This is a genomic window from Mycobacterium sp. GA-1285, assembly GCF_001499905.1.
Lineage (GTDB): Bacteria > Actinomycetota > Actinomycetes > Mycobacteriales > Mycobacteriaceae > Mycobacterium.
Genome location: NZ_LQIS01000004.1, coordinates 125,661 through 150,131 on the forward strand (window position 1 = coordinate 125,661; position 24,471 = coordinate 150,131).

The 24,471-nt window shown below is 63.4% G+C and carries 19 protein-coding genes; 10 read left to right on the plus strand and 9 right to left on the minus strand.

Going from position 1 to position 24,471, the window contains the following annotated elements; translation table 11 throughout:
* The first annotated feature begins 79 nt into the window (after positions 1–79).
* From AU193_RS04055 to AU193_RS04065, 3 genes are read left to right on the plus strand one after another with little or no spacing between them, the layout of a single operon-like run.
* Positions 80–3,490 (plus strand): helicase-related protein, encoded by a 3,411-nt coding sequence (locus tag AU193_RS04055; protein ID WP_064421059.1) that lies wholly within the window; start codon positions 80–82, stop codon positions 3,488–3,490.
* On the plus strand, positions 3,490–6,261 hold the full coding sequence (locus tag AU193_RS04060; RefSeq protein WP_064421060.1) for a DUF1156 domain-containing protein: 2,772 nt from the start codon (positions 3,490–3,492) through the stop codon (positions 6,259–6,261). The genes AU193_RS04055 and AU193_RS04060 overlap by 1 nt, the downstream gene beginning before the upstream one ends.
* Before the next feature lies 1 nt (position 6,262).
* Positions 6,263–9,610 carry a Swt1 family HEPN domain-containing protein gene (locus tag AU193_RS04065; protein ID WP_172798208.1) on the plus strand — a complete coding sequence of 1,116 codons (3,348 nt, stop codon included), beginning with the start codon at positions 6,263–6,265 and terminating at the stop codon, positions 9,608–9,610.
* Here AU193_RS04065 and AU193_RS23520 read toward each other — a convergent pair.
* Positions 9,586–9,816, minus strand: coding sequence for a hypothetical protein (locus AU193_RS23520; RefSeq protein ID WP_064421061.1), 231 nt, complete (start codon positions 9,814–9,816; stop codon positions 9,586–9,588). The two genes, AU193_RS04065 and AU193_RS23520, sit on opposite strands and share 25 nt — an antisense overlap.
* On the opposite strand from AU193_RS23520, the gene AU193_RS23525 reads away from it, so the two are divergent.
* Positions 9,778–10,158: a YbjN domain-containing protein gene (locus AU193_RS23525; protein ID WP_371259139.1), complete on the plus strand. Its 381-nt coding sequence runs from the start codon at positions 9,778–9,780 to the stop codon at positions 10,156–10,158. The genes AU193_RS23520 and AU193_RS23525 overlap by 39 nt on opposite strands.
* Entirely contained in the window at positions 10,133–11,065 is a 933-nt protein-coding gene (locus AU193_RS04080) for a S1C family serine protease (RefSeq protein WP_253867603.1), read from the plus strand. The genes AU193_RS23525 and AU193_RS04080 overlap by 26 nt, the downstream gene beginning before the upstream one ends.
* Positions 11,066–11,078: 13 nt before the next feature.
* Here AU193_RS04080 and AU193_RS04085 read toward each other — a convergent pair whose 3' ends face one another.
* The 4 genes from AU193_RS04085 to AU193_RS22715 form a co-directional block, all read right to left on the minus strand.
* Positions 11,079–12,059, minus strand: a complete 981-nt coding sequence (locus AU193_RS04085) for a hypothetical protein (protein ID WP_064421064.1) — start codon at positions 12,057–12,059, stop codon at positions 11,079–11,081.
* A gap of 282 nt (positions 12,060–12,341) precedes the next feature.
* Positions 12,342–13,250 (minus strand): hypothetical protein, encoded by a 909-nt coding sequence (locus AU193_RS04090; RefSeq protein ID WP_156425110.1) that lies wholly within the window; start codon positions 13,248–13,250, stop codon positions 12,342–12,344.
* 85 nt (positions 13,251–13,335) lie between these two features.
* Positions 13,336–13,878: a macro domain-containing protein gene (locus AU193_RS04095; protein ID WP_064421066.1), complete on the minus strand. Its 543-nt coding sequence runs from the start codon at positions 13,876–13,878 to the stop codon at positions 13,336–13,338.
* Positions 13,879–14,526: 648 nt separating this feature from the next.
* Entirely contained in the window at positions 14,527–16,761 is a 2,235-nt protein-coding gene (locus tag AU193_RS22715; RefSeq protein ID WP_253867605.1) for an SIMPL domain-containing protein, read from the minus strand.
* Positions 16,762–16,821: 60 nt separating this feature from the next.
* Between AU193_RS22715 and AU193_RS04105 the strand changes: the two genes are divergently transcribed.
* Positions 16,822–17,223, plus strand: coding sequence for a hypothetical protein (locus AU193_RS04105; RefSeq protein WP_064421067.1), 402 nt, complete (start codon positions 16,822–16,824; stop codon positions 17,221–17,223).
* Between the two features lie 15 nt (positions 17,224–17,238).
* On the opposite strand, the gene AU193_RS04110 is transcribed toward AU193_RS04105, so the two are convergent.
* The 3 genes from AU193_RS04110 to AU193_RS04120 all read right to left on the minus strand — a co-directional run bounded on the left by AU193_RS04110 (position 17,239) and on the right by AU193_RS04120 (position 19,553).
* The gene (locus tag AU193_RS04110; protein WP_064421068.1) at positions 17,239–18,060 is read right to left on the minus strand and encodes a thioesterase family protein; all 822 of its coding nucleotides are present in this window, start codon (positions 18,058–18,060) and stop codon (positions 17,239–17,241) included.
* 37 nt (positions 18,061–18,097) lie between these two features.
* A complete protein-coding gene (locus tag AU193_RS04115) occupies positions 18,098–18,799 on the minus strand; it encodes an SDR family NAD(P)-dependent oxidoreductase (protein ID WP_064421069.1) in 702 nt (233 codons plus the stop codon).
* Between the two features lie 139 nt (positions 18,800–18,938).
* Complete coding sequence (locus tag AU193_RS04120; protein WP_064421107.1) at positions 18,939–19,553, minus strand: class I SAM-dependent methyltransferase; 615 nt, start codon at positions 19,551–19,553, stop codon at positions 18,939–18,941.
* Between the two features lie 46 nt (positions 19,554–19,599).
* Between AU193_RS04120 and AU193_RS04125 the strand changes: the two genes are divergently transcribed.
* The 3 genes from AU193_RS04125 (at position 19,600) to AU193_RS04135 (ending at position 22,520) form a co-directional block, all read left to right on the plus strand.
* Positions 19,600–20,028 carry a MerR family transcriptional regulator gene (locus AU193_RS04125; RefSeq protein ID WP_064421070.1) on the plus strand — a complete coding sequence of 143 codons (429 nt, stop codon included), beginning with the start codon at positions 19,600–19,602 and terminating at the stop codon, positions 20,026–20,028.
* A gap of 62 nt (positions 20,029–20,090) precedes the next feature.
* Positions 20,091–20,957 (plus strand): alpha/beta fold hydrolase, encoded by an 867-nt coding sequence (locus tag AU193_RS04130; RefSeq protein WP_064421071.1) that lies wholly within the window; start codon positions 20,091–20,093, stop codon positions 20,955–20,957.
* A gap of 90 nt (positions 20,958–21,047) precedes the next feature.
* Entirely contained in the window at positions 21,048–22,520 is a 1,473-nt protein-coding gene (locus tag AU193_RS04135) for an MFS transporter (protein WP_064421072.1), read from the plus strand.
* A gap of 19 nt (positions 22,521–22,539) precedes the next feature.
* On the opposite strand, the gene AU193_RS04140 is transcribed toward AU193_RS04135, so the two are convergent.
* Positions 22,540–22,968, minus strand: coding sequence for an SRPBCC family protein (locus AU193_RS04140; protein ID WP_064421073.1), 429 nt, complete (start codon positions 22,966–22,968; stop codon positions 22,540–22,542).
* 458 nt (positions 22,969–23,426) lie between these two features.
* Between AU193_RS04140 and AU193_RS04145 the strand changes: the two genes are divergently transcribed.
* Complete coding sequence (locus tag AU193_RS04145; protein WP_253867607.1) at positions 23,427–24,455, plus strand: ABC transporter ATP-binding protein; 1,029 nt, start codon at positions 23,427–23,429, stop codon at positions 24,453–24,455.
* Positions 24,456–24,471 lie beyond the last annotated feature (16 nt).

Below are 24,471 nucleotides of genomic sequence, written 5' to 3' on the forward strand. Positions count from 1 at the left end.
CGCCACGACACGGGATTCGCCCGCCTATTGTCGGAGCCGTCTATTAGCGTGGGTCAGCTATCTACCGGGGAGGACAACAGTGCTGCTGGAGGAGTTGAAGCCGGGCCTGCGCATTGACGGGCTTATACCCGCCCAGGTGATCACCGTGATCTTTGCCCAATGGCACGGCACCGATGCTCTGGAGCTGACGTATAAGACCGCCGACGGAGCACTCGGCCAGCAGGTCGTGTTCCGCAAAGACCAGGACAAGCTCACCGTCGCGCAGACCGGCAGCCGCGCCTTCGACGCCAACGCCTCCGACTTCAAGCTCGTCGCCGAGGCCCAACGGATCACCCTGGCCGGGCTGTTCGATCCGATGCTCGCGGTGGCCACCAGCGATGTCCGTCCGCTCCCCCATCAGATCCGCGCCGTCTACGGCGAGCTGCTCCCCCGCACGCCGCTGCGTTTCCTGCTCGCCGACGACCCGGGCGCCGGCAAAACGATTATGGCTGGCCTGTACATCAAAGAGCTGCTCCTGCGCGACGACGTCAGGCAATGCCTGATCGTCGCCCCCGGTGGCCTCGTGGAACAGTGGCAGGACGAGCTCTACTTCAAGTTCGGCCTGCGCTTCGACCTGCTGACCAACCAGCTCATCGATGCCAACGTCAACCTCAACGTCTTCGAGACGAACCCCCTGCTGATCGCCCGCATGGATCAGCTGTCCCGCAACGAGGAGCTGCAAGCTCAGCTGAAGGAGACGGAGTGGGACCTCGTCATCGTCGACGAGGCCCACCGGATGGGCGCCCACTACTTCGGCGGCAAGCTCGAAAAGACCAAGCGCTTCCAGCTCGGCGAGCTGCTGGGCCGCATCACGCGTCACCTCTTGCTAATGACGGCCACGCCGCACTCCGGCAAGGAAGAGGACTTCCAACTCTTCCTCACCTTGCTCGACCGCGACCGGTTCGAAGGCAAGAGGACCAAGACCGCCGACACCAGCGGCATCATGCGGCGCATGGTCAAGGAGGATCTGCTCACGTTCGAGGGCAAGAAGCTCTTCCCCGAGCGGATCGCCGAAACCGTGCCCTACGAGCTCACCGAGCTCGAGTACAGCCTCTACGAGCAGGTGACCGCCTACGTCCGTGAGGGCATGAACCGCGCCGATCGGGTCGGCGGCAAGCGCAAGAACACCGTCGGCTTCGCACTCACCGTTCTGCAACGCCGTCTCGCATCGAGCCCCGAGGCGATCTACAAGAGCCTGGTGCGCCGCACCGACCGGCTCGAGCGCAAGAAGCAGGAGATCCTCAACGGCACCTACCGCGACAAGGAGCCCGCGGTCGACATCGACGGGATCGATGCCGACGACTACAACAGCGAGGAGCTCGAAGAGCTCGAAGAAGAGTTGCTGGACGCGGCGACGGCGGCGCAGACCGTCGAGGAACTCGACGCCGAACTCCTCGAGCTGGCCGAGCTCACCAAGGTGGCTAAGCAGGTCCGCGATTCGGGCACCGACCGCAAGTGGGCGGAGCTGAGCAAGATCCTGCAGGACGAGGCGCTCACGGTCGACGCGAACGGGTGGCCGCGCAAGCTCATCATCTTCACCGAGCATCGCGACACACTTGAGTACCTGGCCAGCCGGATCCGTTCGCTTCTCGGCAGACCCAACGCCGTGCGCTCGATCCACGGGGGTATCCGCCGCGGTGAGCGCCGGATGATCACCGAGGAGTTCACCAAGAACCGCGATTGCCAGATCCTGCTGGCGACCGACGCGGCCGGCGAGGGACTGAACCTGCAGGCCGCCCACCTGATGGTCAACTACGACCTACCGTGGAATCCCAACCGCATCGAGCAGCGCTTCGGCCGTATCCACCGCATCGGGCAGGAAGAGGTCTGCCGGTTGTGGAACATCGTCGCCAGCAACACCCGCGAGGGTGAGGTCTTCGTACGCCTGCTGACCAAGATCGAGGAACAGCGAAAGGCATACGGCGGCAAGGTCTTCGATGTCCTGGGCGAGGCGTTCAGTGAAACACCGCTTCGCGACCTGCTGCTCAATGCGATCCGGTACGGCGAGCGCGACGATGTCAAGGCCAAGATGCACGAAGTGATCGACCACAAGGTCTCCGACGGGCTCAAGGAGCTACTCGACGAACGTGCGCTCGCGTCTGACAACCTGGCCGACGCCGATCTGGCCAAGTTGCGTGCCGCGATGGACGAAGCCCGGGCCCGGCGGCTGCAGCCGCACTACATCGAGTTGGCGTTCAAGGCCGCCTTCACCCGCCTGGGTGGGCGGATCGCCAAACGTGAGCGCGGCCGGTATGAGATCGCCAATGTCCCAGCACAACTGAGGGCGAGCAAGTATCAACCGATCGCCACCAAGTACGACCGCGTGAGCTTCGACCTGGAGCACGTCCATTCGGACGACACGGCCCGCGCGGACCTTCTCGCACCCGGCCACCCGTTACACGACGCCGTCATGGACGAGGCGATCCACCGTTTCGGTGGCACGCTCAACAGTGGGACGGTTCTCGTGTCATCGACGCTCGAAAAGCCGCACCTGCTTGTGGGCGTCATCGAGGAAGTCGCCGACGCTACCGGCGCCGCGGTGTCGCGGCGGTTCGGCTACGCGTACGTCGACGAATTCGGCACCGTCACACCGGGCGGGCCGGCCCCGTATCTCGACTGCGTCGCCGCGCCGGAGACAGCCGCCGTCGCGGCAGCGCGCCAACTCCCGTGGCTCAGCGAAGCCGAAGACCGAACCATCAGCTGGTTCATCACGTCACAGCTGCCGGAGTACCTCGCAGAAGTTCAGCCGCGTCGGGCCGCCGAACTGGCCAAGACGCGTGAACTCGTCATGAAACGCCTTGAGAGCGAACGGGACCGACTGCTGTTGGACGCAGCCGTGGCGGCCGAGAAGGAGCAGGTCGGCGAGAAACCGAAGGAGTCGGCCGAGAGCCTCAACCGCAAGGCCGTCGACCTCGATGCGCGGTTGCATAGGCGGTTGGAGATGCTGGACAAGCAGGCGCTGATGTCGACGAAACCGCCGCGCATCATCACGGCGGCGCTGGTGCTTCCGGTGTCGATGTTGGAAGGTGATCTGCCTGCTAACGCGCCGATCCACGCGAAGGAGACCAAAGAAGTGGAGCGTCGCGGCGTCGAGTTGGTGATGGCGCGGGAGCGTGAACTCGGGCGTAGCCCGGTCGAACAGGCATACAACAACAAGGGATTCGACATCCTGTCGACGGCGCCTAACGGGGATACGTACCGCATCGAGGTGAAGGCCCGGCTCGAGGGGGCGAAGGACTTCTTCGTCACGCACAACGAGGTGATGGTCGGCAAGAACGCGGCCCCGCGCTACCGGTTGGCCCTCGTCCGTGTCGACCCGCGCGGATCTCAGTACGACGAGGTGCGCTATCTCGACAACCCGTTCGCCAACACCGACCTCGGCGATTTCGAGGCCACCGGTATCCGGGGCGACTGGGACAAGACGTGGGCAAAGGGAGTGAATCCGTTCTGATGAACCAGCCGTACAAGCGCAAGTTGATTGAGGTGTCGCTGCCGCTGGAAGCGATCAACCGAGAGGCGGCGTACGAAAAGGTCCCAGCTATTCGCCCGCATCCACGAACGTTGCACTTGTGGTGGGCGCGCCGACCACACGTGGCGGCGCGGGCAGTGCTATTCGCTCAGCTTGTTGATGACCCGAGCGCCCGGCCGGATGAATTTCCAACCGACGAACTCCAGCGCAAGGAGCGTGACCGCCTGCATGCCCTGATCCAGCGGCTCGCCGTTTGGAGCAACTCGTGGGATGAGTCACTTTTGGCTGAGGCCCACGCTGAGATTCTCAAGTCGGCTGACGGCAAGCCACCCACCATCCTTGACCCATTCGCCGGCGGCGGCACTATTCCGCTTGAGGCGCAACGACTCGGGCTGGACGCGCTGGCGAGCGATCTCAACCCTGTGGCAGTGCTGATCAACAAGGCATTGATTGAGATCCCTCCCAGATTTAGAAACCAACCGCCGGTATTCCCGGGACTAGCTGGTTCACAGATTCGGGACTGGCGAGGTGCCGAAGGTTTGGCGGCTGATGTGCGCGCGTACGGAAAGTGGATGCACGACGAGGCAGAAAAGCGAATTGGGCATTTGTACCCGAAGGCAGTCCTTCACGATCGGTCCGAAGCACCAGTGATCGCGTGGATCTGGGCGAGGACCGTCACCTGCCCCAACCCGGCCTGCGGAGTGGAGATGCCTCTAGTTGGAAACTTTTGGTTGAGTAGGCGAAGGGGCAAAGAGGCATTCCTTGTGCCCACGGTTGTCCGCGACCCAAGCAGCCCGGCCGGTGTTCGTATCGACTTCAGTATCGGACAGGCTCCAGACCATCCACCAAGCCGAGTAGGCGAAGGGACAGTTGGCCGAAGTGGAGCTGTATGCCTTGCGTGTGCAGCAGCCGTACCTCTGGCTTACATTCGTGACCGTGGCCGAGCCAATGAATTCGGTGTGCGGTTAGTCGCTGTCGTCGCGGAAGGTAGTCGGCAGCGGGTCTACCTACCTTCCTCAACAATGCATGAGACCGCGGCCGAAGTCACTCCGCCTGATGACTCGGTGAATGGCTCGCTGGGCTACTACCCGCGTGACCTGAAGGCACCTACCTATGGCCTCACCGAGTTCACAGACCTCTTTACAAGTCGCCAGCTCGTCGCCCTCACTACCTTCAGCGACTTGGCTGCCGAAGCGCGCGAGCTCGTCGAAGCCGACGGCGGCACACGGGATTACGCCGATGCCATCGCGACATACCTCGGACTCGCCGTCAGCCGCACTGCCGATCGTTCGTCAACAATCGCAAGCTGGGATTCGTCGCTAGGCAAGGTGCGCAACACCTTCGGCCGACAGGCGATCCCTATGACGTGGGACTTCGCGGAGGTCAACCTATTCTCGTCGTCAACCGGCAACTTCCTTAGCCAGTTCGATTGGGTAGCTGATGCTTTCGAGAGGGAACCGACTCACGCTCGTGGACTTGCGGCGCAGATGGACGCGACGAGCGCCCAATACGAGGGAGTCGTGATTTCCACCGATCCGCCGTATTACGACAATATTGGTTACTCCGATCTATCCGACTTCTTCTACGTCTGGCTCCGTCGCTCACTTCGCGCCGTCTACCCGGAGCTGCTCTCGACCATGCTGGTTCCCAAGGCAGAGGAATTGGTCGCCAACCCATACCGTCACGATGGCAATCAAGGCGCGCGCGAGTTCTTCGAAGAAGGGTTCCGCCGCGTGTTTGCACGAGCGCGCGCGAGCGCGTCAACTGACTACCCGATTACCGTGTACTACGCCTTCAAGCAGAGTGAAACGACGTCGGGCGGAGAATCCTCGACGGGGTGGGAGACCCTTCTTGAGGGAATGATCCACTCAGGTTGGGAAATTACTTCAACGTGGCCACTCCGGAGTGAGCAGGGCTACCGGATGATGGCGAGTGGCATGAACGCACTTGCGTCATCGATTGTGCTATCACTACGACCCCGACCCACGACAGCGCCCACAACCGATAGGCGTGGCCTTATCTCCGCCCTTGAGGCTGAATTGCCGGATGCCGTAAGGAGGCTCCAGGAAGGCCGGGTCGCACCCGTGGACCTGCCACAGGCTGCAATTGGGCCCGGCATGGCGGTGTATAGCCGCTACGGCGCGGTGATAGAGAGTGACGGGTCCAGGATGACCGTGCGCTCTGCTTTGGCGCGGATCAATGAGATTCTCGACAAGGTCCTCAACGAGCAAGAAGGTGACTTCGATGCGACGTCACGGTTCGCGATCGCCTGGTATCGCCAACACGGGTATGGCACTGGCAAGTTTGGCGACGCGGATAACCTCGCACGTGCCCTGAACACCGCTGTCGACACAATGGACCGTGACGGGGTACTCACTTCGCGCGCCGGCAAGGTGCAGTTGATAAGGCCAGCCGATCTGAGCTGGGCCTACGACGTTCTCGGCGATCTCCGCACGAGTAATTGGGAAGCGCTACACCATCTCATCAAACTCCTTGAGCATAACGGTATTTCAGCTGCTGGCGACTTCTTAGAGGCTTCACTCAGCCGCCCCGACAGTGCGGTCGATGGAGACCTCATCAAGGAGTTGGCACACCTGCTCTTCCGGATAGCCGAGTCGAATGGGTGGACCAAGGACGCGCTGAGTTTCAACAACCTCGTGACCAGTTGGCCCGAGATCCTTGACGCCGCCCGCTCCGAGCGTCAATCAACGACCGCACAAGGCTCCTTCGACTTCAACGACGAGGACGAATGACATGGCACTGAGTAACCGTGACCGCATCAATAAGATGTTCGAGATTATCGCGCCACCCCTGGATGACTTCATCTCGATGGTGATTGGGCAAGGGGACCCGGCAGTTGGCGCAGCTTGGCCAAAGCTGGTGCAGGCCAAGGACGGAGCGTCCAGTAACAAGACGTACAGCCCGCACGACCCCCAGATTCAGTTCCGCATCCTGACCGAATCGAACATCACCGCTGGATTCAAGAAGGGGTGGTACCCCTTCAACAAGACACTCGGCAAGGCCGGCGAGTCCTACGCCATCGAACTGCGTGAGGTACGCAACACGTGGGCCCACAACGGAACCTTCACCGATGACGATGCCTACCGGGCGCTCGACACCGGCGAACGCCTCCTGAGGCTGATCGGGGCCGCAGAGCAGGCTGACGAAGTCCGCAACATCCGTCTCAACCTCCGACGGGTCACGGCGGACAAGGACGACAAGAAGGTTCTCAAGGCCGCGGTCGACAATCCCGAAGCGGCTGGCCTCAAGCCCTGGCGCGAGGTTCTCCCGCCGCACGACGACGTCGCGACCGGCAACTTCGCCGCGTCGGAATTCGCGGCCGATCTCTACAAGGTCGCGTCAGGAGACGAACAGGACGCGGGTTACGCCGACGCCGTCGAGTTCTTCAAACGTACGTATCTAACAGAGGGCCTGAGCGATCTGATCGGCCGCGCTGTCCGGCGACTCTCGGGTGACGACAATGCACCGCCGGTGATCAATCTCCAGACCAATTTCGGTGGCGGCAAGACCCACTCGATGCTGGCGTTGTGGCACGTCGCGTCCGGCCTTCCGGTCGGCGAGTTCCCGCAGGAGACACAAGATCTCCTTACCGCCAACGGATACGCGGGCGTCGACGTCAATCGTGTTGCCATCGTCGGTAACCATTTCAGCCCGTCGGGTGTCGACAAGGAGGACGGCACTCACGTCAACACGATCTGGGGTGAACTCGCCTGGCAGCTCGGCGGCGCGGAAGCCTATGCGATGGTCGCCCAGGCCGATGCCGACCGCACCCACCCCGGCAAGGCGCTGCATCAGCTGCTCGCCGCCTACGCGCCCGCGGTCATCCTGATCGACGAGTGGGTCGCCTATGCCCGCTCGCTGGTCGGTCGAAATGATCTGGCGGGCGGCACGTTTGACGACCAGTTCACGTTCGCGCAGTCGTTGACGGAGGCCGCGAAGGGAACCTCCGGTGTGCTGCTGGTGATCTCGATCCCCGCCTCGGAAAGCGGTGACGACACAATCGTCGTCGGCAACGCCGAAGAGGTCGGCGGCGCGCACGGGCTCGAGGCCCTCAAGCGCCTGCAGAACGTCGTGCGCCGGGTAGCGGATCAGTGGCGTCCCGCCTCGTCGGCGGAGGCCTATCAGATCGTCAAACAGAGGCTGTTCAAACAACCCGACGCCGCCGCGCTGGCATCGATCGGAGCGACCGCGCGCGCATACGTCGAGATGTACCGCAAGTACAGCGACGACTTCCCCCGCGAATCGCGCGATTCAGCGTACGAGGAGCGGATCAAGCGCACCTATCCCATCCATCCCGAGCTGTTCGACCGCCTCTATGAAGAGTGGTCGTCACTGGAGAGGTTCCAACGAACCCGCGGCGTGCTGCGCCTCATGAGCACGGTCATCCATGCCCTGTGGACAGGCGAAGACGCGTCACCGCTGATCATGCCGGGCTCCATTCCGCTGGCGACAGCCAACGTGAATTCGGAATTGACGCAATACCTGCAGGATTCGTGGAAGGCGATCATCGACGCCGATGTCGATGGCCCGAACTCTGAGCCGGCGCGGATCGACAAGGACAAGCCGCTGTTCGGGCAGCGGTCGTTGACCAAACGTCTTGCCCGCACGGTGTTCTTCGGCGCCGCTCCGACCATCGGGTCGGCGCAGAAGGGGCTGGAGACCCAGCGGGTGTTCCTTGGCACTGCCGTGCCCGGCGATGTCCCGGGCAACTTTCACTCGGCACTGACACAGCTCGGCGATAGGGCTACCTACTTCTACTCAGGCTCAGGCAAGTACTGGTATGACCTGCAGGCCAACATCACTCGCACCGCGAAGGATCAGGCCGAGCGCCTGCACAAGGAGGACGTGTGGGCCGAGATCGTCCGACGCCTGCAGGACCAGGCCAAGACGCGTGGCGATTTCGCCGGAGTGCACGTGTGCCCGGAATCCAACGCCGACATTCCCGACAACGACGAGGCACGGTTGGTCATCCTGCATCCGAAAGTCGCGCACAAGCGCGGGACCGACTCGCCAGCTAAGGACTTCGCGCACAAGGCGACAGAACAGCGGGGCACCGCGAACCGTAGCAATCGAAACATGTTGGTTTTCCTGGCTGCCGATGAGGCTCGGCTCGAGGAACTGGAGTATGCGACACGGGACTACCTTGGCTGGGCGCACGTTCTGGCCAATGAGGTGGACCTTGACCTGACACAGAATCAGAAGAACCAGGCGACCCAGCGCCAGGGCCAGGCCGACCAGACGGTCACCTCGCGGCTGCTGCAGACCTTCACCTGGGCGCTCGTTCCCGCGCAACCCGATGCCGGCGCGCCGTTCATCATCCGCGAGACGAAGGTCGAAGGCCAATCCCCCTCGCTGGCCGAACGGGTTTCACGGCGCCTCGGCAACGATGGCGACCTATCGACACGGCAGGCAGCGGCGACAATCCGGCTGGCGATCGGCAAGGTGCCGCAGATCTGGATAAACGGCCACGTATCCCTCGGCGAGCTGTGGAAGCTATACAGCCAGTACCCGTATATGCCGCGGCTGCGTGACCGCCGGGTGCTCGACGAGGGCGTCCTTGACCTTCCGATGATCTGGGAAACCGACGCTTTCGCATTAGCAACCGGCTTCGATGAGGCCACCGGACGCTATGTCGGACTGTGGATTCCGGGAGACAACAACGCAACTCCTGCCCCTACAGACTCGCTACTCCTCGTGCGTCCTGACGTGGCGATCCATCAACGCAAGCATGAAGTGCCACCAACAACTGATCCCGGCACAGGCATTGGAACCGGCACGGGTACTGGGACTGGAAGTTCAACCGGGGCAAGCGCAGGAACTGGTGCCGGCGCCGGTCCAATCGATATCGCGTTCACGCGGTTCTATGGAGTGAAGACCCTCAACTCGGACAAGATCGCGATGGACTTCAAGAACATTGCCGATGAGGTGATCGCCAACCTGCGCGACCAGGGAATCAACCTGGTCGTGAAGATCGAGATCGAAGCCGTCGACTCAACAGGGTTCGACGAGAACAAAGTCCGTACGGTGTCCGAGAACGCGAAGACGCTGAAGTTCGATCAGTCGGGTTTCGAGTCGGACTGACCGCCGGCAACCTGCAGAGCGGAGATGATGAATGTCCCGATTCGCACCGCGAATACAGTCGACGCCATTCCCTCGGCCGGATATTCGGGGCCGGAGAGGAAGGCCGCACCAACAAACTCGATACGTGGCTGGAGGACACGCTCAAGCGCGAATTCAAGGTCGATGCGATCGAACGCGACGACGATGGTGACATCCCGATCCCCCATGGCAGTGCAGTCGTGTACGTCCGCACTGCCGATGACGATCCACCGCGCATCGAGATCTTCTCCCCGCTGCTAGAGGATTTCACGATGCGCCCAGAAGTGTACGCGGCGGTCAACTCCATTAATCGAAACACGCCGTTCGCTAAGGTCTATGTCGATCCGCAGAACGCGCAGATTGTGCTGGCAGCTGAGCTGCACATCTTCGATCACCTCTCCCCCGAACAGCTCTTAGCGACTATCGAGCTTGTGGCCGATCGAGCCGACCACTACGACACATTGCTCCAGAAGCGATTCGGCGGCAAGACCATGTTTGAGGACGATGACGGCGACGAGTTCGATGTCTAGCGTATCGGGGCGGTTGGTACGCCAATTCAGCAACGAAATCGTCGAACTGGCCGAACGGGTGGTGCTGTCGACCGCCATTGTCAAGGGACAGACCCACGATTTCGAAGAGGGTGGTGGATCCGCGTTCCTCTACGACGCCGAACACCTTGTCACCAACAGTCATGTGGTCGAAGATCTGGACGATCCAATCCACGTTCAACTGCCCGGCGCGCAGCAGACTGAAGCGCGCGTTGTCGGCCGAGACCCTTTGACCGATCTGGCCGTGCTTCGCGTAGACCCGCAATCCGCTGAGCCGCTGTGTATTTCGCACGAAGGAGCCCGGCTGGGCGAGCTCTGCTTCGCGTTCGGTAGCCCACTGGGCCAGTTTCCAGAGAGCATCAGCATCGGCATCGTGAGCGGTTTGAAGCGAAGCCTTCCCACGGGTGACAAGCAAGCGATCTTTGATGTCATCCAGACGGATGCGGCGATCAACCCGGGAAACTCGGGCGGCCCGTTGGTGAACGTCGACGGGGTTGTTATCGGCGTGAATACGGCAATCATTCCCGAGGCTGACGGCATCGGCTTCGCCATCCCAGCGGACACTGTCGCCGAGGTCACCCATGAACTCATCACCTACGGCGCCGTTGAGCGTGCGTCGCTTGGAGTCAGCGTGGCACGGCGGGCTGTCGATCGAGCGCCCGGGGGCCATGCTCTCGTAGTGACTTCTGTTCGCGATAATTCAGCTGGCCCGTTCGAGCCTGGCGATGCCATCGTCGCTGTCGGCGATCGCGAGATCCGTAGTCAGAATGACCTGTTACGTGCTCTGCGGCGAGATGTCGCAAATCGGAAAGTCAACGTTGCGGTGCTGCGTGGGGAATACGAGGTGTCGATCGAATGCCGCCCTCGCAGCGTGCGAACCTTCGGCTGACAAGTCCAACCAGCTACCAGGTCCCGTCAGTGACCACGTCGGAGCCAACGCCGCCTAGTGCAATCACCGTCTTAGGGTCGACGGGGGAAAACGGATTCTCTTCGACACCAAGCTTTTTGCCGACACTCTCGACCTTAGCCAAGATCTCGGATGCCGCGAGGTCATGTGCGTCGGCGTCGTAGTAGTCGAACCACGGCAGCCCTTCGTCTACGTAAGCGTCCCGGTCCACCGGGGTCGGAGGCGGCACCTCTGCGGTGATGGCAGCCCACTGCGCGGCCGAGCACAAGTGCACGAACACCCGGCGGGCACCAGCCTCGTCGTAGTCAGTGAGCGGTCGGTCATCGGAGTACACCTCCTGCCGCATACGACCACCGGCTCCCAGCCCCATGCTCGCCGAGGGCGCCGGCAACGGGGCCCCGTCCGCGAATACGTCAGCGCAGCGCTCCGCGCGCAGGGCCTGCTCGGCGTGCCACGCCGCAAGCGCCTGTTCGGTCAGACCGACAGCACGCAACTGGACTCCGCCATGAGTCTCTTCTCCGGTGACCTGTCCCTCGACCGTGGCGCCAGAGCCGAGCGGCACGGCAACGAACTGACGGATGAACCCGTCACCCGCGTTGATCCCGTCCAGCCACGGCTGCCGAGGCAGCGCAACGTAGTTCTGCGGGTCCTTGATGAGGTGCTCGATCCATGGCAAGCCGCTGACCGCGCACACCTTGCCCACACCCACCTGCAGCGCAGCGGGTTCGGAAGCACTGAAGGACAGCCACATTGCCTCACGCTGGTAGATCGGCAGCATGACACCGCCACGAGACAGCCACTCGGCCGGCGCGGTGTCGGGGTAGTCTGCAACTCTCCGTAACGGGAACCGGCCCAGACCCGGCGGCAGCGGGTGCAACCCCTTCTCGGGGATCCGCAGCGTCCGCTGAAAATTCACCGTCACAGGGCCCAGAACCAACTGGTCGTTGACGATCTTTACCGGCGCGCTGTGCGTCATTGCTACCTCCATTTCGGCGTACTAAATATGGATAGCACTAGGCACTGACAACTAGGCGTCGCGAACAGGCTGGGAGCATTCCGGCACCTCCGCGACGCGACGCCTCTCGCCAATCGCCGAGGTATCGGACGATGTGCAGGCGCGCTCGAGCGGCTTCTCCCAGAACCGCGGATGCTAGTAGCTGGATTCTGCCGTACTGCATACTGAAGTTTGACTTTCAAGGGATCCAAATCGGCTGCGCTGGATGGAGTCGAGTGCCGCAACGCCTACTCTTCTCACTTCTCAGCCCACCGTTCCATTCGTGAAACCTAGCCGCGTTTGGCCGAGCACCGTCAGTATCCGATCTATCGCTTCCCGCACCTGCGCAACAAACTCGTTCTGACCCTCGATCGCAAGCGCTTCTCTGTACGGCCAGGTTCTGAGAATTTGGATGCCCGGGCGTACGTGGACCTGAATGCCGGCTCCTTTGCTTTCCAGCCACTCGTGAAAGCTTTCCTCCTCAGCGGAAAGGGCGTAGCGGCGACCCATCAGCCACTGGAAGAAGCGCGGATCGGCTACCTGATCGCGAGTTCGACCGCCAGCGCGCCCGTCACGGAAATCGTCAATCCACTGATGCAAGTAGTCATCTACAGACAGCAACCTGGTTGGAAACCAGCGTTGAAGCGGTTGGGCAAACCGGTGTGCAAGCTGGAAGTTGGGTTCGACGGTGAAGCCGCCGTGGGTGTTCAGTTCGAGGAGGGCGTCAACTCTCGCCGGGTCGGAATACATATAGGTGTATTGGGACTGGAGTTCGGCTGGCCAGACACCCAAATGAACGTACTCGTCGTCAAAGAAGAGAGCTGCGCGGTCGGCACCGCGGACATGGTTAGCGTCGAATTTGACTGTGACGCTGGGCAACAGCGGGTCTCCGCGTGGGATAAGCGTTCCTTCCACCGCGCTCACTTTCGGGAAGATACCTGTCGCCTTCTGCAGAATCGCCGCCAGTCGGTACAGGACTTCCCCGGCGTCGCTGGGGATCGAGTTCTGTGGCATTGGGTGCATCGGGGCTGATCTCCTTGGGGCGACGATGGGCGGCTCGGGAGGGCGAGGACGCCGGTTGCCGCTACCCCAGCCGGTCTCCCATCCCTCGCTGGCGTCGAAGTATTCGGCGTAAGCGATGGGCGACAACCGAAATTGCTCGACGAGTCGCATGAGTTCGGCGAACCAGGAAACGTACGCAGGGTCGTCGCCACTTGGAACTGCGACGGCACCTCAGTTCTGTATCCAACCGGCAGTCTCACCGAACTCGCCGGCAATGAGGTAACATGCGGATCGGAGTCCAGATAGCGAGCGCCGAACGTATCTCCTCGTGCGCCTTCGAGTCGAAAGCTACGAGCCGCGCCTCATCGACCTGCGTGTCGGACGCGGCGATGGTGTCTATTGCGGCTGCGATGGCATCTTGACGTGGCCAGCCGAAGCTGCCTGCGCTGATAAGTGGAAACGCAACGATTCGGGCGCCAAGCTCGTCAGCAACTTCCAAGACCCGGCGGTAGCAGGATTCCAGAAGCGACCGGTCTCTCTGGCCAACGTTGTAGTTCGGACCGACGGTGTGAATGACCCACCGGGCAGGCAAGTCTCCTGCTGTCGTCCAACCGGCGTCACCTGTGGCCAGTCCGGCGGGGAACCTCTCGACGCAGTCGCGCAGGATCGCGGGACCTCCCGCGCGATGAATCGCACCGTCCGCGCCGCCACCTCCGCGCATAGCAGCGTTCGCGGGATTGACTATCGCGTCAACCTTCTGCTCGGTGATGTCGCCACGAATGGCGGTGATTGTCAGCACGCGGCCCAGTATGCAACCGGGCACCGACGCGTGTTGACTCGAGGTAAACTCTGTTCCCCTGCCAGGGCCAATTAGTGGCGACGTATTCGGCACCCTTGACTGCTGCAGAACGTGTCACCACACGCTGTCGACACCCAAAGCAAGGAGTCACTGTCCTGACAGCGGCAGTGACCGATAGAGTCGCACACGAATTATTCACCGCGACTTCGCATTACGTCACTAGGCGTTTCACACCTTGGCGTGTCCCCCGACGTGGATGCCCGTCCAGGCGAGCATAAGTCGCACATAGGCCTCACTTGTCAGCGTTTTGTAATGTTCCTGATCGTTACTGGATACACCGTCGCGTGTCTCCAGGCTCTGCACTCGCAGCGCCGCCAGAATGTGCCGTCCCACGGATCGTCGTACCACCGAATCATCATCGGACACTGCTCCCCGTGGCTGCATATCCCCGCCGCGCACTTGCGACATTCGGTCACTATCCGTTCCCCCCACGGTGCATATCTCGTCGTCATCCCGGCTCCGATCGAGCGGAGAATCAAGCGTCCCGGACCTCCAGCTCGGTCGTGTCTTTCGCGCAGCAAGCCTCACGTCGCCGGTAGGTATTGAAGTGTGGGCACGCAGGCGTAGGTAGTGGGCGCTCGGGCATTGTCACCGAAGTACCTCGACGATCTCACCGCGGATCGCCCACCGGTCGTCGACCGGTTCCGCTGCGAGCAGATCTCCAGCCACGCATAGGTGGTCGGAAGGGTCCCACTTGACTCCCCCGCGGTATGGGGAGATGAGCCGGTGGACAACGCCGAGTACGGCACGCCGTTGATCAAGCAGGTGCTCCTCTATTTCTAAGGAATCCGCCGGAAGAAGTGCGGCGAGCCGTGCGGCGGCTTCTGAAAGGACCGCCGTGTCAGTGTGGGCCTGATATGCACAGGTGACCCCATCTAAGACCCCCTTAAGCAGCCCGCCCCAGACAGGTTGCCGTCTATACGGCGGTCGAATCTCGACTCGGACGGCGAACGGCGCGTCGGATGCAGCCCGTTCGTAGACCTTCGTTTCGCCACGGCGCAACGCCAGCCACACGGGCGCCAACTGATTGTCACTCTTGAACGACTCTAGGTTGGTCCAGTCGAACGCGGCCAACGTCCGCCCTTGCCGCCAATGAGTGAAAGTGCCTGAGCGCGGCGCGAGTGCGTAACGGTAGCCGAACGCAAACTCGCCAGCATTAGGCCCCGGGAGCACTCCAGAGCCGTGCTCGAAACGGATCCCCTGACTCCCCGCGACTTTGAACGAGTCAATGTAGTAGAGCAAGAGATTCTCGACGTCGGCTTTGGGATGTTTGGCCCCAAAGAACGTCGCGTGCAACACCTGCTCCGCCGAGGGTTCCAGTTGTCTGCAACGACTTCGGATCTCGTCCCGCAGCTGCCGTTGCCAGTCAGGCAGGCGTTCAAAACGGATGTAATCGTCGGCCCAGGCCTCGACTACACCATCGTCCGCCGCCCCACGAATGTCGTGGCGAGCCGCCGATACAAGGGCTGCGGTCGCTCGCGGACCTGGATCAGGCTGTACAGCAGCATTTTCCGGGTGACAGGTTCCGCACCGCGCTACCGGAGCGCCGACTTCGTTGATCGCCCACTGGTCGAGTTCGGACAGCTGCTTCGCGCAAAGCTTCACATACGGTCCAGTCAGAGTGTTTCCGTGCGAGTGCTCACCGCTGATCGTCCAGCAATCGGCACGATGCACACGCGCTCCGCTTGTGCTGTAGCTTCGCGCGATATTGAGCACGTACCCATCGCGGTGCAAGTTGAGCCAAGCTAGATAGCCGGGATCGTCGTCGCGAAACTCCCCCACACCCACGTCACTTTCGCGATCGTGCGCGTCCTCCCGCTTCAGTTCGCGCGATTCTTCGGTGCCAGAGCTGTGGCTGAAGGAGCTGACGTCTGAGCCCTCAACGACGAAGCGGGCGTCAACCGAGGCAGCGATCTCAATGTCCTGCGGCACAAGACCGACGCGAGACCCACTTCCGACCGGTCCGGACTCCGCTCGCATCACTGTCAGCGCATCGCCGTGAGCCCCGTCGGGCCACAGGTTCGCTTGCAGCATGCCGGAGTCAGCGATCGCAACAGGTCTGACCCTGCCGAGACCAACAGCGTCGGCGTACTGCTGGGCGCGCTCGACGGCGTCGTGGACGGCTCGCTCGTGGGCCTCTCGGATCAATTCATGGCGTCGGTTTGCCGTCAATGCCCATTTGATGCTCGTGACTCGGAAGCCTTCGACGTTGATGATCTGCTCGCCGACCCAGGACGACAACGCGCTGAAGTCGCGAAATTTCACTTCGATGCTGACACCAGCGTGATGGACGAGCGGCAGCTGTTTACCCTCCTGATTCCAAGGCCGAGACGACCAGGTACTCAATTGCGCAGCAGACCACCAGGTGATTGGCGCGTCATCTTTGTTCTTGAGCTCTGCCACGGACTTCTGCACAACGTCCAAGTCGCGTGCCACCCGCGTGTACACCGGCTCCATCGACGGGCCCTCGTAGCTAATGGAAGCGTGAACGGTGGCGCGCTCAGGTGGCTGCGACTTCGCAAAGGATCCCCGGACTGTAAATTCCGTAGCCATGCGGTCAGCATAACGACGACCACTGACATAGCTCCGTGAACTGCGGCAGCCCAGACGTTTGCTAGCCACGAGACACGCAGAAGCGCAACAGAAGTCAAGATCACCGAGAATGTACAGGGTCAATGCGCGGCAGACCACAAGGCTGTCACCGACGTTGCCGACGCGGACGCTGAAAGGTGGAGGACAGACGCTTTCTGATCTCGGGTCGAGCGATCCAGTTATCCGCTTGTCGGCGACAAATTCGCCACACGTTGAATTGATCCTGTCCATCCGGCGAATCGTTCGTGGCAAATACCGGACAACCTGGTCGCCGTGCGGGATCGTTGTCACATGAGTCCCAAGGTTCCCACCCCGAAAGAAATCAGAGAGGCGGCACAGGCGGCCGCCGAGACCGCCCAGGCCGCCGCCACCGAAGCGATGCGCATCCCGCCGGCTTCGGTGAAGATGATGGCCCAAGTGCCTGATCTCATCGAGAATCTGGCCGCTGCGACCGAACGCCTCAACGCGGCGATCGACCGCGCCGAACGCTATCTCGCACTAGCCGATCCGATGATCCGGACGATGGATGCCATCCTGCCGCAACTCGAGGCGCTGATTGCCACCGGCAACGACGTCTACAACGCGGTTGGGCGAATCCCCGGCGTTGCGACCGTGGGCCGCTTCGCGTCACGGACCTCGAGTCAGCCGTCGGAGAAGAACTCTCCCGGTGGACGCACCCGCAAGAAGCCCTGACCACAAAGCGTCACGTCACTCGTAGTTGATTTCACCCCGCGGGAACGGCCGGCCTCGGAAGTCGATCTGCGCGGCCGGGTTCGCCACCGCGGTCACCATCCCGGACCCGAACGCGCCCTGCCGGTCGAACAGCGTAGCCGTGCCGACAGAGATCCCGTCGGCGACCCAGTGCGAGTCACCCTGGACGAGGATCCAATCGTCGAACGGCAAGCGCGACAAGGCCACCGTGAGGTCACCATTGATATAGCCGATTCCCTCGGTGCCCAAGTTCGTCACCAGGCTCGTCGACTCTGCTACGTTGACCGCCCTGACGAATGGTGAGACCGGTTCTCCGGCAATGATGTTCGGGCTCGTATAGAAGAACCGTTTGCGAGAAGTGTTCTGGTGAGCCACGGGCGATCGCGTCCAACCGCTGTCATCGCTGCCGATGAACGGTACGAGTTCGCCATCAGGAGCCGGCAATTGCGGCGCACCGTCCGGCGCGGTCCACTCCTCACCCGGCGGCGCGACCGATCGCCGGTACTGAACCAGCGTGGCACGTGCGACCGGCCGACCGTCCTGCATGACGTCGCATTCCGCGTTGCGTACCCGGCGACCGTCACGAATCACCCGCACGTCCACAGTGGTCGGCACGTTGCGCGCCGCCCGAAACAGGTCGACAGTGATCCGCGTCGGCATGAAGTCGGGCGAACCGCACTGCTTCTCGAGCATCTGCGCGGCCAACCCGACGATGGCCGGACCGTTGAGGTGATCATTGCCCCAGTGGCTCTGGGCAAAGATCGACGGCATCAGAGCGCCGTCCGTCGTCGGCGTGAAATACACAGGATCAGTGCTCATCTGCGGATCCTCGCACAGGGCTCACGGCTCGCCACGGCTAGGTGTTGCGACCGCCGTTGACCCCGATGATCTGGCCGGTGATGTACCCGGCTTCTTCTGAGACGAGAAACGCGCACGTGGCTGCGATGTCCTCGGGCCTGCCCATGCGGCGGACGGGCGTCGCGTCGATGGTGGCCTGGATGTCTCCGAGATGGCCCCGCGACTCGGCGGCCCGCAGCATGGGTGTGTCGATGAAGCCCGGCGGCACCGCGTTCACCGTGATGCCCGCCGGGCCGTATTCGAGCGCCAGCGTCTTCGTCAGCCCGTTCACCGCGGACTTCGCCGCCACGTAATGCGCCATGTACGGCGCACCGGAATGCGTGCTCGACGACGAGATGTTGACGATCCGACCCCAACCGGCGTCCACCATGTCGGGCAGCACCGCTTGTACACAGTGGAAGACACCGTTGAGGTTGACGTCGATGACTCGTCGCCACTGCTCGAATGTGATGTCGCCGAAACGCGAGAACCCGTCCAGGCCCGCGGCATTGACCAGAATCGACACCGGTCCGAGCTGGCTACGGACCGCCGACAGCGCGGCGTCGACCTGACCGCGATCGGTGACGTCGGCGGTGAAGGCGAACCCCTCGTCGCTCGGTGCCAGGTCGACCGAGGCGACGTGGTAGCCGTCGGCGCGCAGCCTCTCCGCGACCGCGCGTCCGATCCCCGAGCCCCCGCCGGTGACGACCGCTGCCTTCATCCGCTCACCCTTTCGTAATGTCCTGCCAGAGAACGTGTTAGCCCGATTGCCGAGCCGGTCGCAGGGCCCAGCCGGCGCCGTTGCCCGTCGTCAAGGTCTAGCAGATCGAACACTCGGCACCGCAAGCGACCAACGAAAGCTACCGACGAATGGCAGTGACCGCCCACACGTCGCGCCGCCCCGCCTTGTGCGCGCCGACCGTCACGTCCACGAAACCCGAAGCACGACACAGCTCCGCAAACGCTTCGGCCTGCTCGCGCGTCCACCCGTGGCTGGCCAAGCCCGTCGCATCCGGTTCCGTCTGTCGTTCAATGGCGAGCAGGCGCCCGCCGGGAACCAGCAGCCGGGCCGCCTCGCTGAGCCCGACGGCAACGTCTTGCCAGTGGTGCACGGTCGCCAGCGACCACACCACGGTCGCCGACTGGTCCGACAAAGGCACGCTCTCGGCGGTCCCCGTCGTCCACACGACGGAACCGTCGGGTGTGAACATGCGGGCGAGCCGGAGCATCACCGGCGCCGGATCGACCCCCGTCGCCACCGCACCGCGACGGACGGCCTCGCGGACCGCAGAACCGGGACCGCACCCGATGTCGACCACGGTGTCCGCGGCCGACACCTCAGTGAGGTCCGCCGCAAGTCGGGCGCTCGGCCGCCCCATGAGCATCAACACCAGCCCGACCAGTGCACCCATCGGGCCGGAGACGCCGGGATGGTCGGCGTGATGGTTGACGGGCAGATTCTCGGGTGCGTTCATGATGACGAGCTTGCCGCTTCGAGTCGGCTTGAAGTCAAATGGCCGCATGGACGCGATCCCCATCGGCGAGGCCGCCGCCCAGTTGCAGATGGCGCCGTCGACGCTGCGCTATTACGACGAACGCGGCCTGGTGCGCCCTGTTAGCCGGCTGGCCGGGCGTCGCATGTACGGAACCGACGAACTGCGCCGCCTGGCACTGTTGAAGATCTTCAGCAGACTGGACCTTCCGCTCGACACCGCAGCGGCCGTCCTCGACGCGCCCAGTCCGCAGTGGCGCGAACTCGTGCGCCAGCAGATCAGCCAGCTCGACGACGTGATCGCGCAGGCGCGCGGGGCCCAGCAGTTCCTCACGCACGCGCTGCATTGCCCCGCCGACCATCCCGCCCGCGAATGCCCGACGATGATCGGTGCGCTGGACCGGCTGGTCGACGGCGCTTCGGTCGAACAGCTCGCCGCCGAACACGCCGATCCCTGACCGTCCGAGCGATATGTGCGTCCCGATCCGGGTATAGATGCCTACCGGAAGGGACCACGCTCATGACCGAGATGGACTATCTGGAGTTGCACGGCGATCGCGTCGCCTACCGAGACGTCGGCAGCGGCGCGGAAGTACTGCTGCTGATCCACGGGATGGCCGGAAGTTCCGACACGTGGCGGGCGGTGATCCCGCAGCTGTCTCGGCGCTATCGGGTGATCGCACCCGACCTGTTGGGGCACGGCCAATCGGACAAGCCCCGCGGCGACTACTCGCTGGGCGCGTTCGCAGTGTGGCTACGCGACCTGCTCGACGAACTAGGGGTCGCCAAGGCCACCATCGTCGGCCAGTCGCTGGGCGGCGGGGTGGCCATGCAGTTCGTCTATCAGCATCCCGACTACTGCCAACGCCTCGTCCTGATCAGCAGCGGCGGCCTGGGACCCGACGTCGGCTGGACGCTTCGCCTGCTCTCGGCGCCGGGAGCCGAGTTCATCCTGCCCGCGATCGCACCCCCGCCGGTTCTCACGGTCGGCAACAAGCTGCGTGGTTGGTTCCGCACGGTCGGTATCCAATCGCCACGCGGTGCGGAAATGTGGAGTGCCTACTCGTCGTTGGCGGACGCCCAGACGCGCCATGCCTTCCTTCGCACCCTGCGCTCGGTCGTCGACTATCGCGGCCAGGCGGTCAGCGCATTGAACCGTCTGCACGTGGCCAACGAGCTGCCCATCATGGCCATTTGGGGCGACGAAGACCGGATCATCCCCGTCGCCCATGCGTACGCGACGCACGAGGCGCGCCCGGAATGCCGGTTGGAAGTGCTCGAGGGTGTCGGGCATTTCGCCCACGTGGAGCGGCCGAACGACGTGATCGATCTGCTCGACGATTTCATCAGCACCACCGCCCAACCCGTCGTCAACAGCGAACCGTAGCCGCGGCGCCTGCACCGCCCGGTACGGGTGCCCGCGGAACGCGCAGACATAATCGACGAAACGGAAGGTCATCTAAGGATCGGAGCGGTTGTGGTCGGGACCGGCGCGGCGCAGTCGCCCACGATCGGTCGTGAGCGCTCTCCGCGCCTGCTCGTCGCCGGACTGTCCATCGTGGTGCTCACCGTCGCCGTCCTGCAGACCGCCGTCGTCCCGGTGCTCGGCATCATCGCCGACCAACTCGACGCGTCCATCGTCGGCGTGAGCTGGGCAGTCACCGCCAATCTGCTCGCCGCCGTCGCCGCCACGCCGCTGCTCGGCAGACTTGCCGACCTCCACAGCAAACATCACGTCCTGCTCGGCGTGCTCGTCGTCGTGCTGGCCGGATCACTGCTGGCGGCCATCACGTCGTCACTCCACGTGCTCATCGTCGCCCGCGTGCTTCAGGCCGCCTCGTTCGCGCTCTACCCGATCAGCATCGCGATCCTGCGCGAGGAACTGCCCCCCGATCGTCTGATGTCGGCGATGGCGGTCCTGTCCGGGACACTGGGCTTCGGCGGCGGAACCGGCCTCGTCGTGGTCGGCCTGCTGATGACCGGCGACGCCGGCTACCACCGGGTGTTCTGGTTGACGACCGCGTTCACCGTGGCCGTGATCGCGATCGTGCTTCTGGTGGTGCCACGACGGCCGCGCCACGTTGCCGGATCGATCGACTGGCTGGGAGCGGTTGGCTTGGCGGTGGGACTGTCGGCACTACTGTTGGCGATCAGCCAGGGCCAGACGTGGGGTCGGGCATCGCCTGCCACCTTGGGCTGCGTCGTTGGTGCATTTGCTGTACTCGCCGGCTGGTGGCGGTGGGAGCGTCACATCAGCCGGCCGTTGGTATCGACGTCGATGCTCACCCGAAGACCGGTCCTGCTCACGAACGTCGCCACGATCTTCGTCGGCATGGGGCTGTACTTCGCGTTCCTCGGGTTGACGCTCTTCGTCCAAATACCGCGCGACGCAGCGGGTTACGGTTTCGGCGCGACGGTGTTGGAAGCCAGCGTCGTCTATCTGCTTCCGGGCGCGTTCACCGGCTTTCTCGTCGCATTGATCAGCGGCAGGTTCATCGACCGTTTCGGCGCCCGGCCCGTGCTTCTCGTGGCCGCGATCGCCGGTATCGCCGGATTCCTGTTCGTCGCTCTGGTGCACTCCCACACGTGGCAGATCATCGTCGCGGGCATCCTCGCCAACGCCTACATCAGCCTCGGCTACGGCGCCCTGCCCGCGTTGATCGTCAGCGAGGTCGACGCCGGGGAGACGGGCGTGGCCACGAGCATGAATGCGATAGCCCGCACCATCGGCAGTTCGATCGCGGCTGCGGTCGTCGCCATGTTGCTCAGCCGGTCGGCGCCGGGAACGGGCGTGCCGATGGAGAACAGCTTTTTCGCGATATTCCTCGGCGGCGCGATCACGTCGACGCTCGCGCTGGTGTTGATCGCCATGTCGCGTCCGTCGTCACGACCGATGGATTCCGTGGAGGCGCACTACGAAACGCGTGCCATGAACCACGAGTGGGGCTGACGCCAGAACCCTGCGCGAGTCAGCGCAACGCGGCCAGGTTGGCAACGGACTTGCGGACGTCGGATTCGATCACTTTGGCGACCAGATTGCCGATGCGCGTGTTCAGCAGCCCGCCGGACAGGTCGGCGACCACCTGGAACGTCGAACCCGGCTTGTCGTCACGCACACACAGCGTCAAGCCGATGCGGATGCCGGGCCGCCCCCGCCCGACCATCTCGACGACCTTGGGCTCGTCATAGCGCGTGACCTGCCAGTGGATGGTGTTGCGGAACCCCTTGACCTTGATCAGCGACGACACGCACGTGCCGACCTCGATGTTGGCGGGCACCTCGCTGCGCCACCCGCCGAAGATCGTCAGCCACTCGTCGAACCGGCTCAGGTCCGAGGCCAACTCCCACGCCTTGTGCGGGCTCAGGTCCGACGACACCGAAACGTCCACTGCTGCCATGCCTACTCCCGTACCCGGCGGAGCGGGGCAGGTAAACGGCGTTTCGACCGATCATGGCGCCGTCGGCTGCGAAACTGTCCGAGGACACCGGTTCAGCGTCGGCGCCGCCGGGCGGTCAGCCTACTGACGTCGACGACTGCCCCGCGACAGCGAATCTGGTGCCCGGGACCACACCAGACAAAGGATTCCATTGTGAATATGTAAATCCCCTGCGGAATCGCCTGCGAGCGCCCGCTTGATCCGCGATTGTTTATCCACAGCTTCGGGGGCTGCCCCTAGGAGGATTTGCACTGACCGGCTCACACACCACCGCCGTCGACCGATCATCGGGACACAACAAGGCGACCCGCCCGACAGGCGCCCCGGTCATCGAGATCGACCACGTCGCCAAACGCTTCGGCGACTACGTCGCCGTTGCCGACGCGGATTTCTCCATCGCCTCGGGTGAGTTCTTCTCGATGCTTGGTCCCTCCGGTTGCGGCAAGACCACAACGCTGCGCATGATCGCCGGGTTCGAGAGCCCCACCGACGGCGCGATCCGACTCGAAGGGGCCGACGTTTCGAAGGTCCCGCCGCACAAGCGCAACGTCAACACGGTGTTTCAGCACTACGCGCTGTTTCCGCACATGTCGGTGTGGGACAACGTCGCCTACGGTCCCCGGTGCAGGAAGCTGGCCAAAAGCGAGATCCGCAAGCGGGTCGACGAACTCCTCGAGATCGTCCGGCTGACGGACTTCGCCGATCGTCGCCCGGGCCAACTCTCGGGCGGGCAGCAACAACGTGTCGCACTGGCCCGCGCATTGGTGAATTACCCGAGCGCGCTGCTGCTCGACGAACCGCTCGGCGCCCTGGACCTCAAGTTGCGTCAGGTGATGCAGTTCGAACTCAAGCGCATTCAGCGCGAAGTCGGGATCGCGTTCGTCTACGTCACGCACGACCAGGAGGAAGCGTTGACGATGAGTGACCGCATCGCGGTCATGAACGCCGGCAACGTCGACCAGATCGGCACGCCGACCGAGATCTACGACCGACCCGCCACCGTGTTCGTCGCGAGCTTCATCGGACAGGCCAACCTGTGGGCGGGGCGCCAGACCGGCCGAGCCAACCGGGATTACGTCGAGATCGAGGTGCTCGGCTCGACGCTGAAAGCGCGGCCGGGCGAGACCACGATCGAACCCGGAGGACACGCAACGCTGATGGTGCGGCCGGAACGGGTCCGGGTCTGCATGGACGCCCCCACCGGTGGGCTCGTCGGCGTGCGTGCGACGGTCACCGATCTGACCTTCCAGGGTCCGGTGGTCCGGCTGTCGCTGGCCGCGCCGGACGACTCGGCGATGATCGCCCACATCGGCCCCGAGGAGGAGTTGCCGCTGCTGCGACCCGGCGACACAGTCCACGTGTGCTGGACACCGGACGCGTCACTGGTGTTGCCGGCGGCCGATATTCCGACCGCCGAGGATCTCGAGGAGATGCTCGACGATTCCTGATCGCCACCAGTGGCGA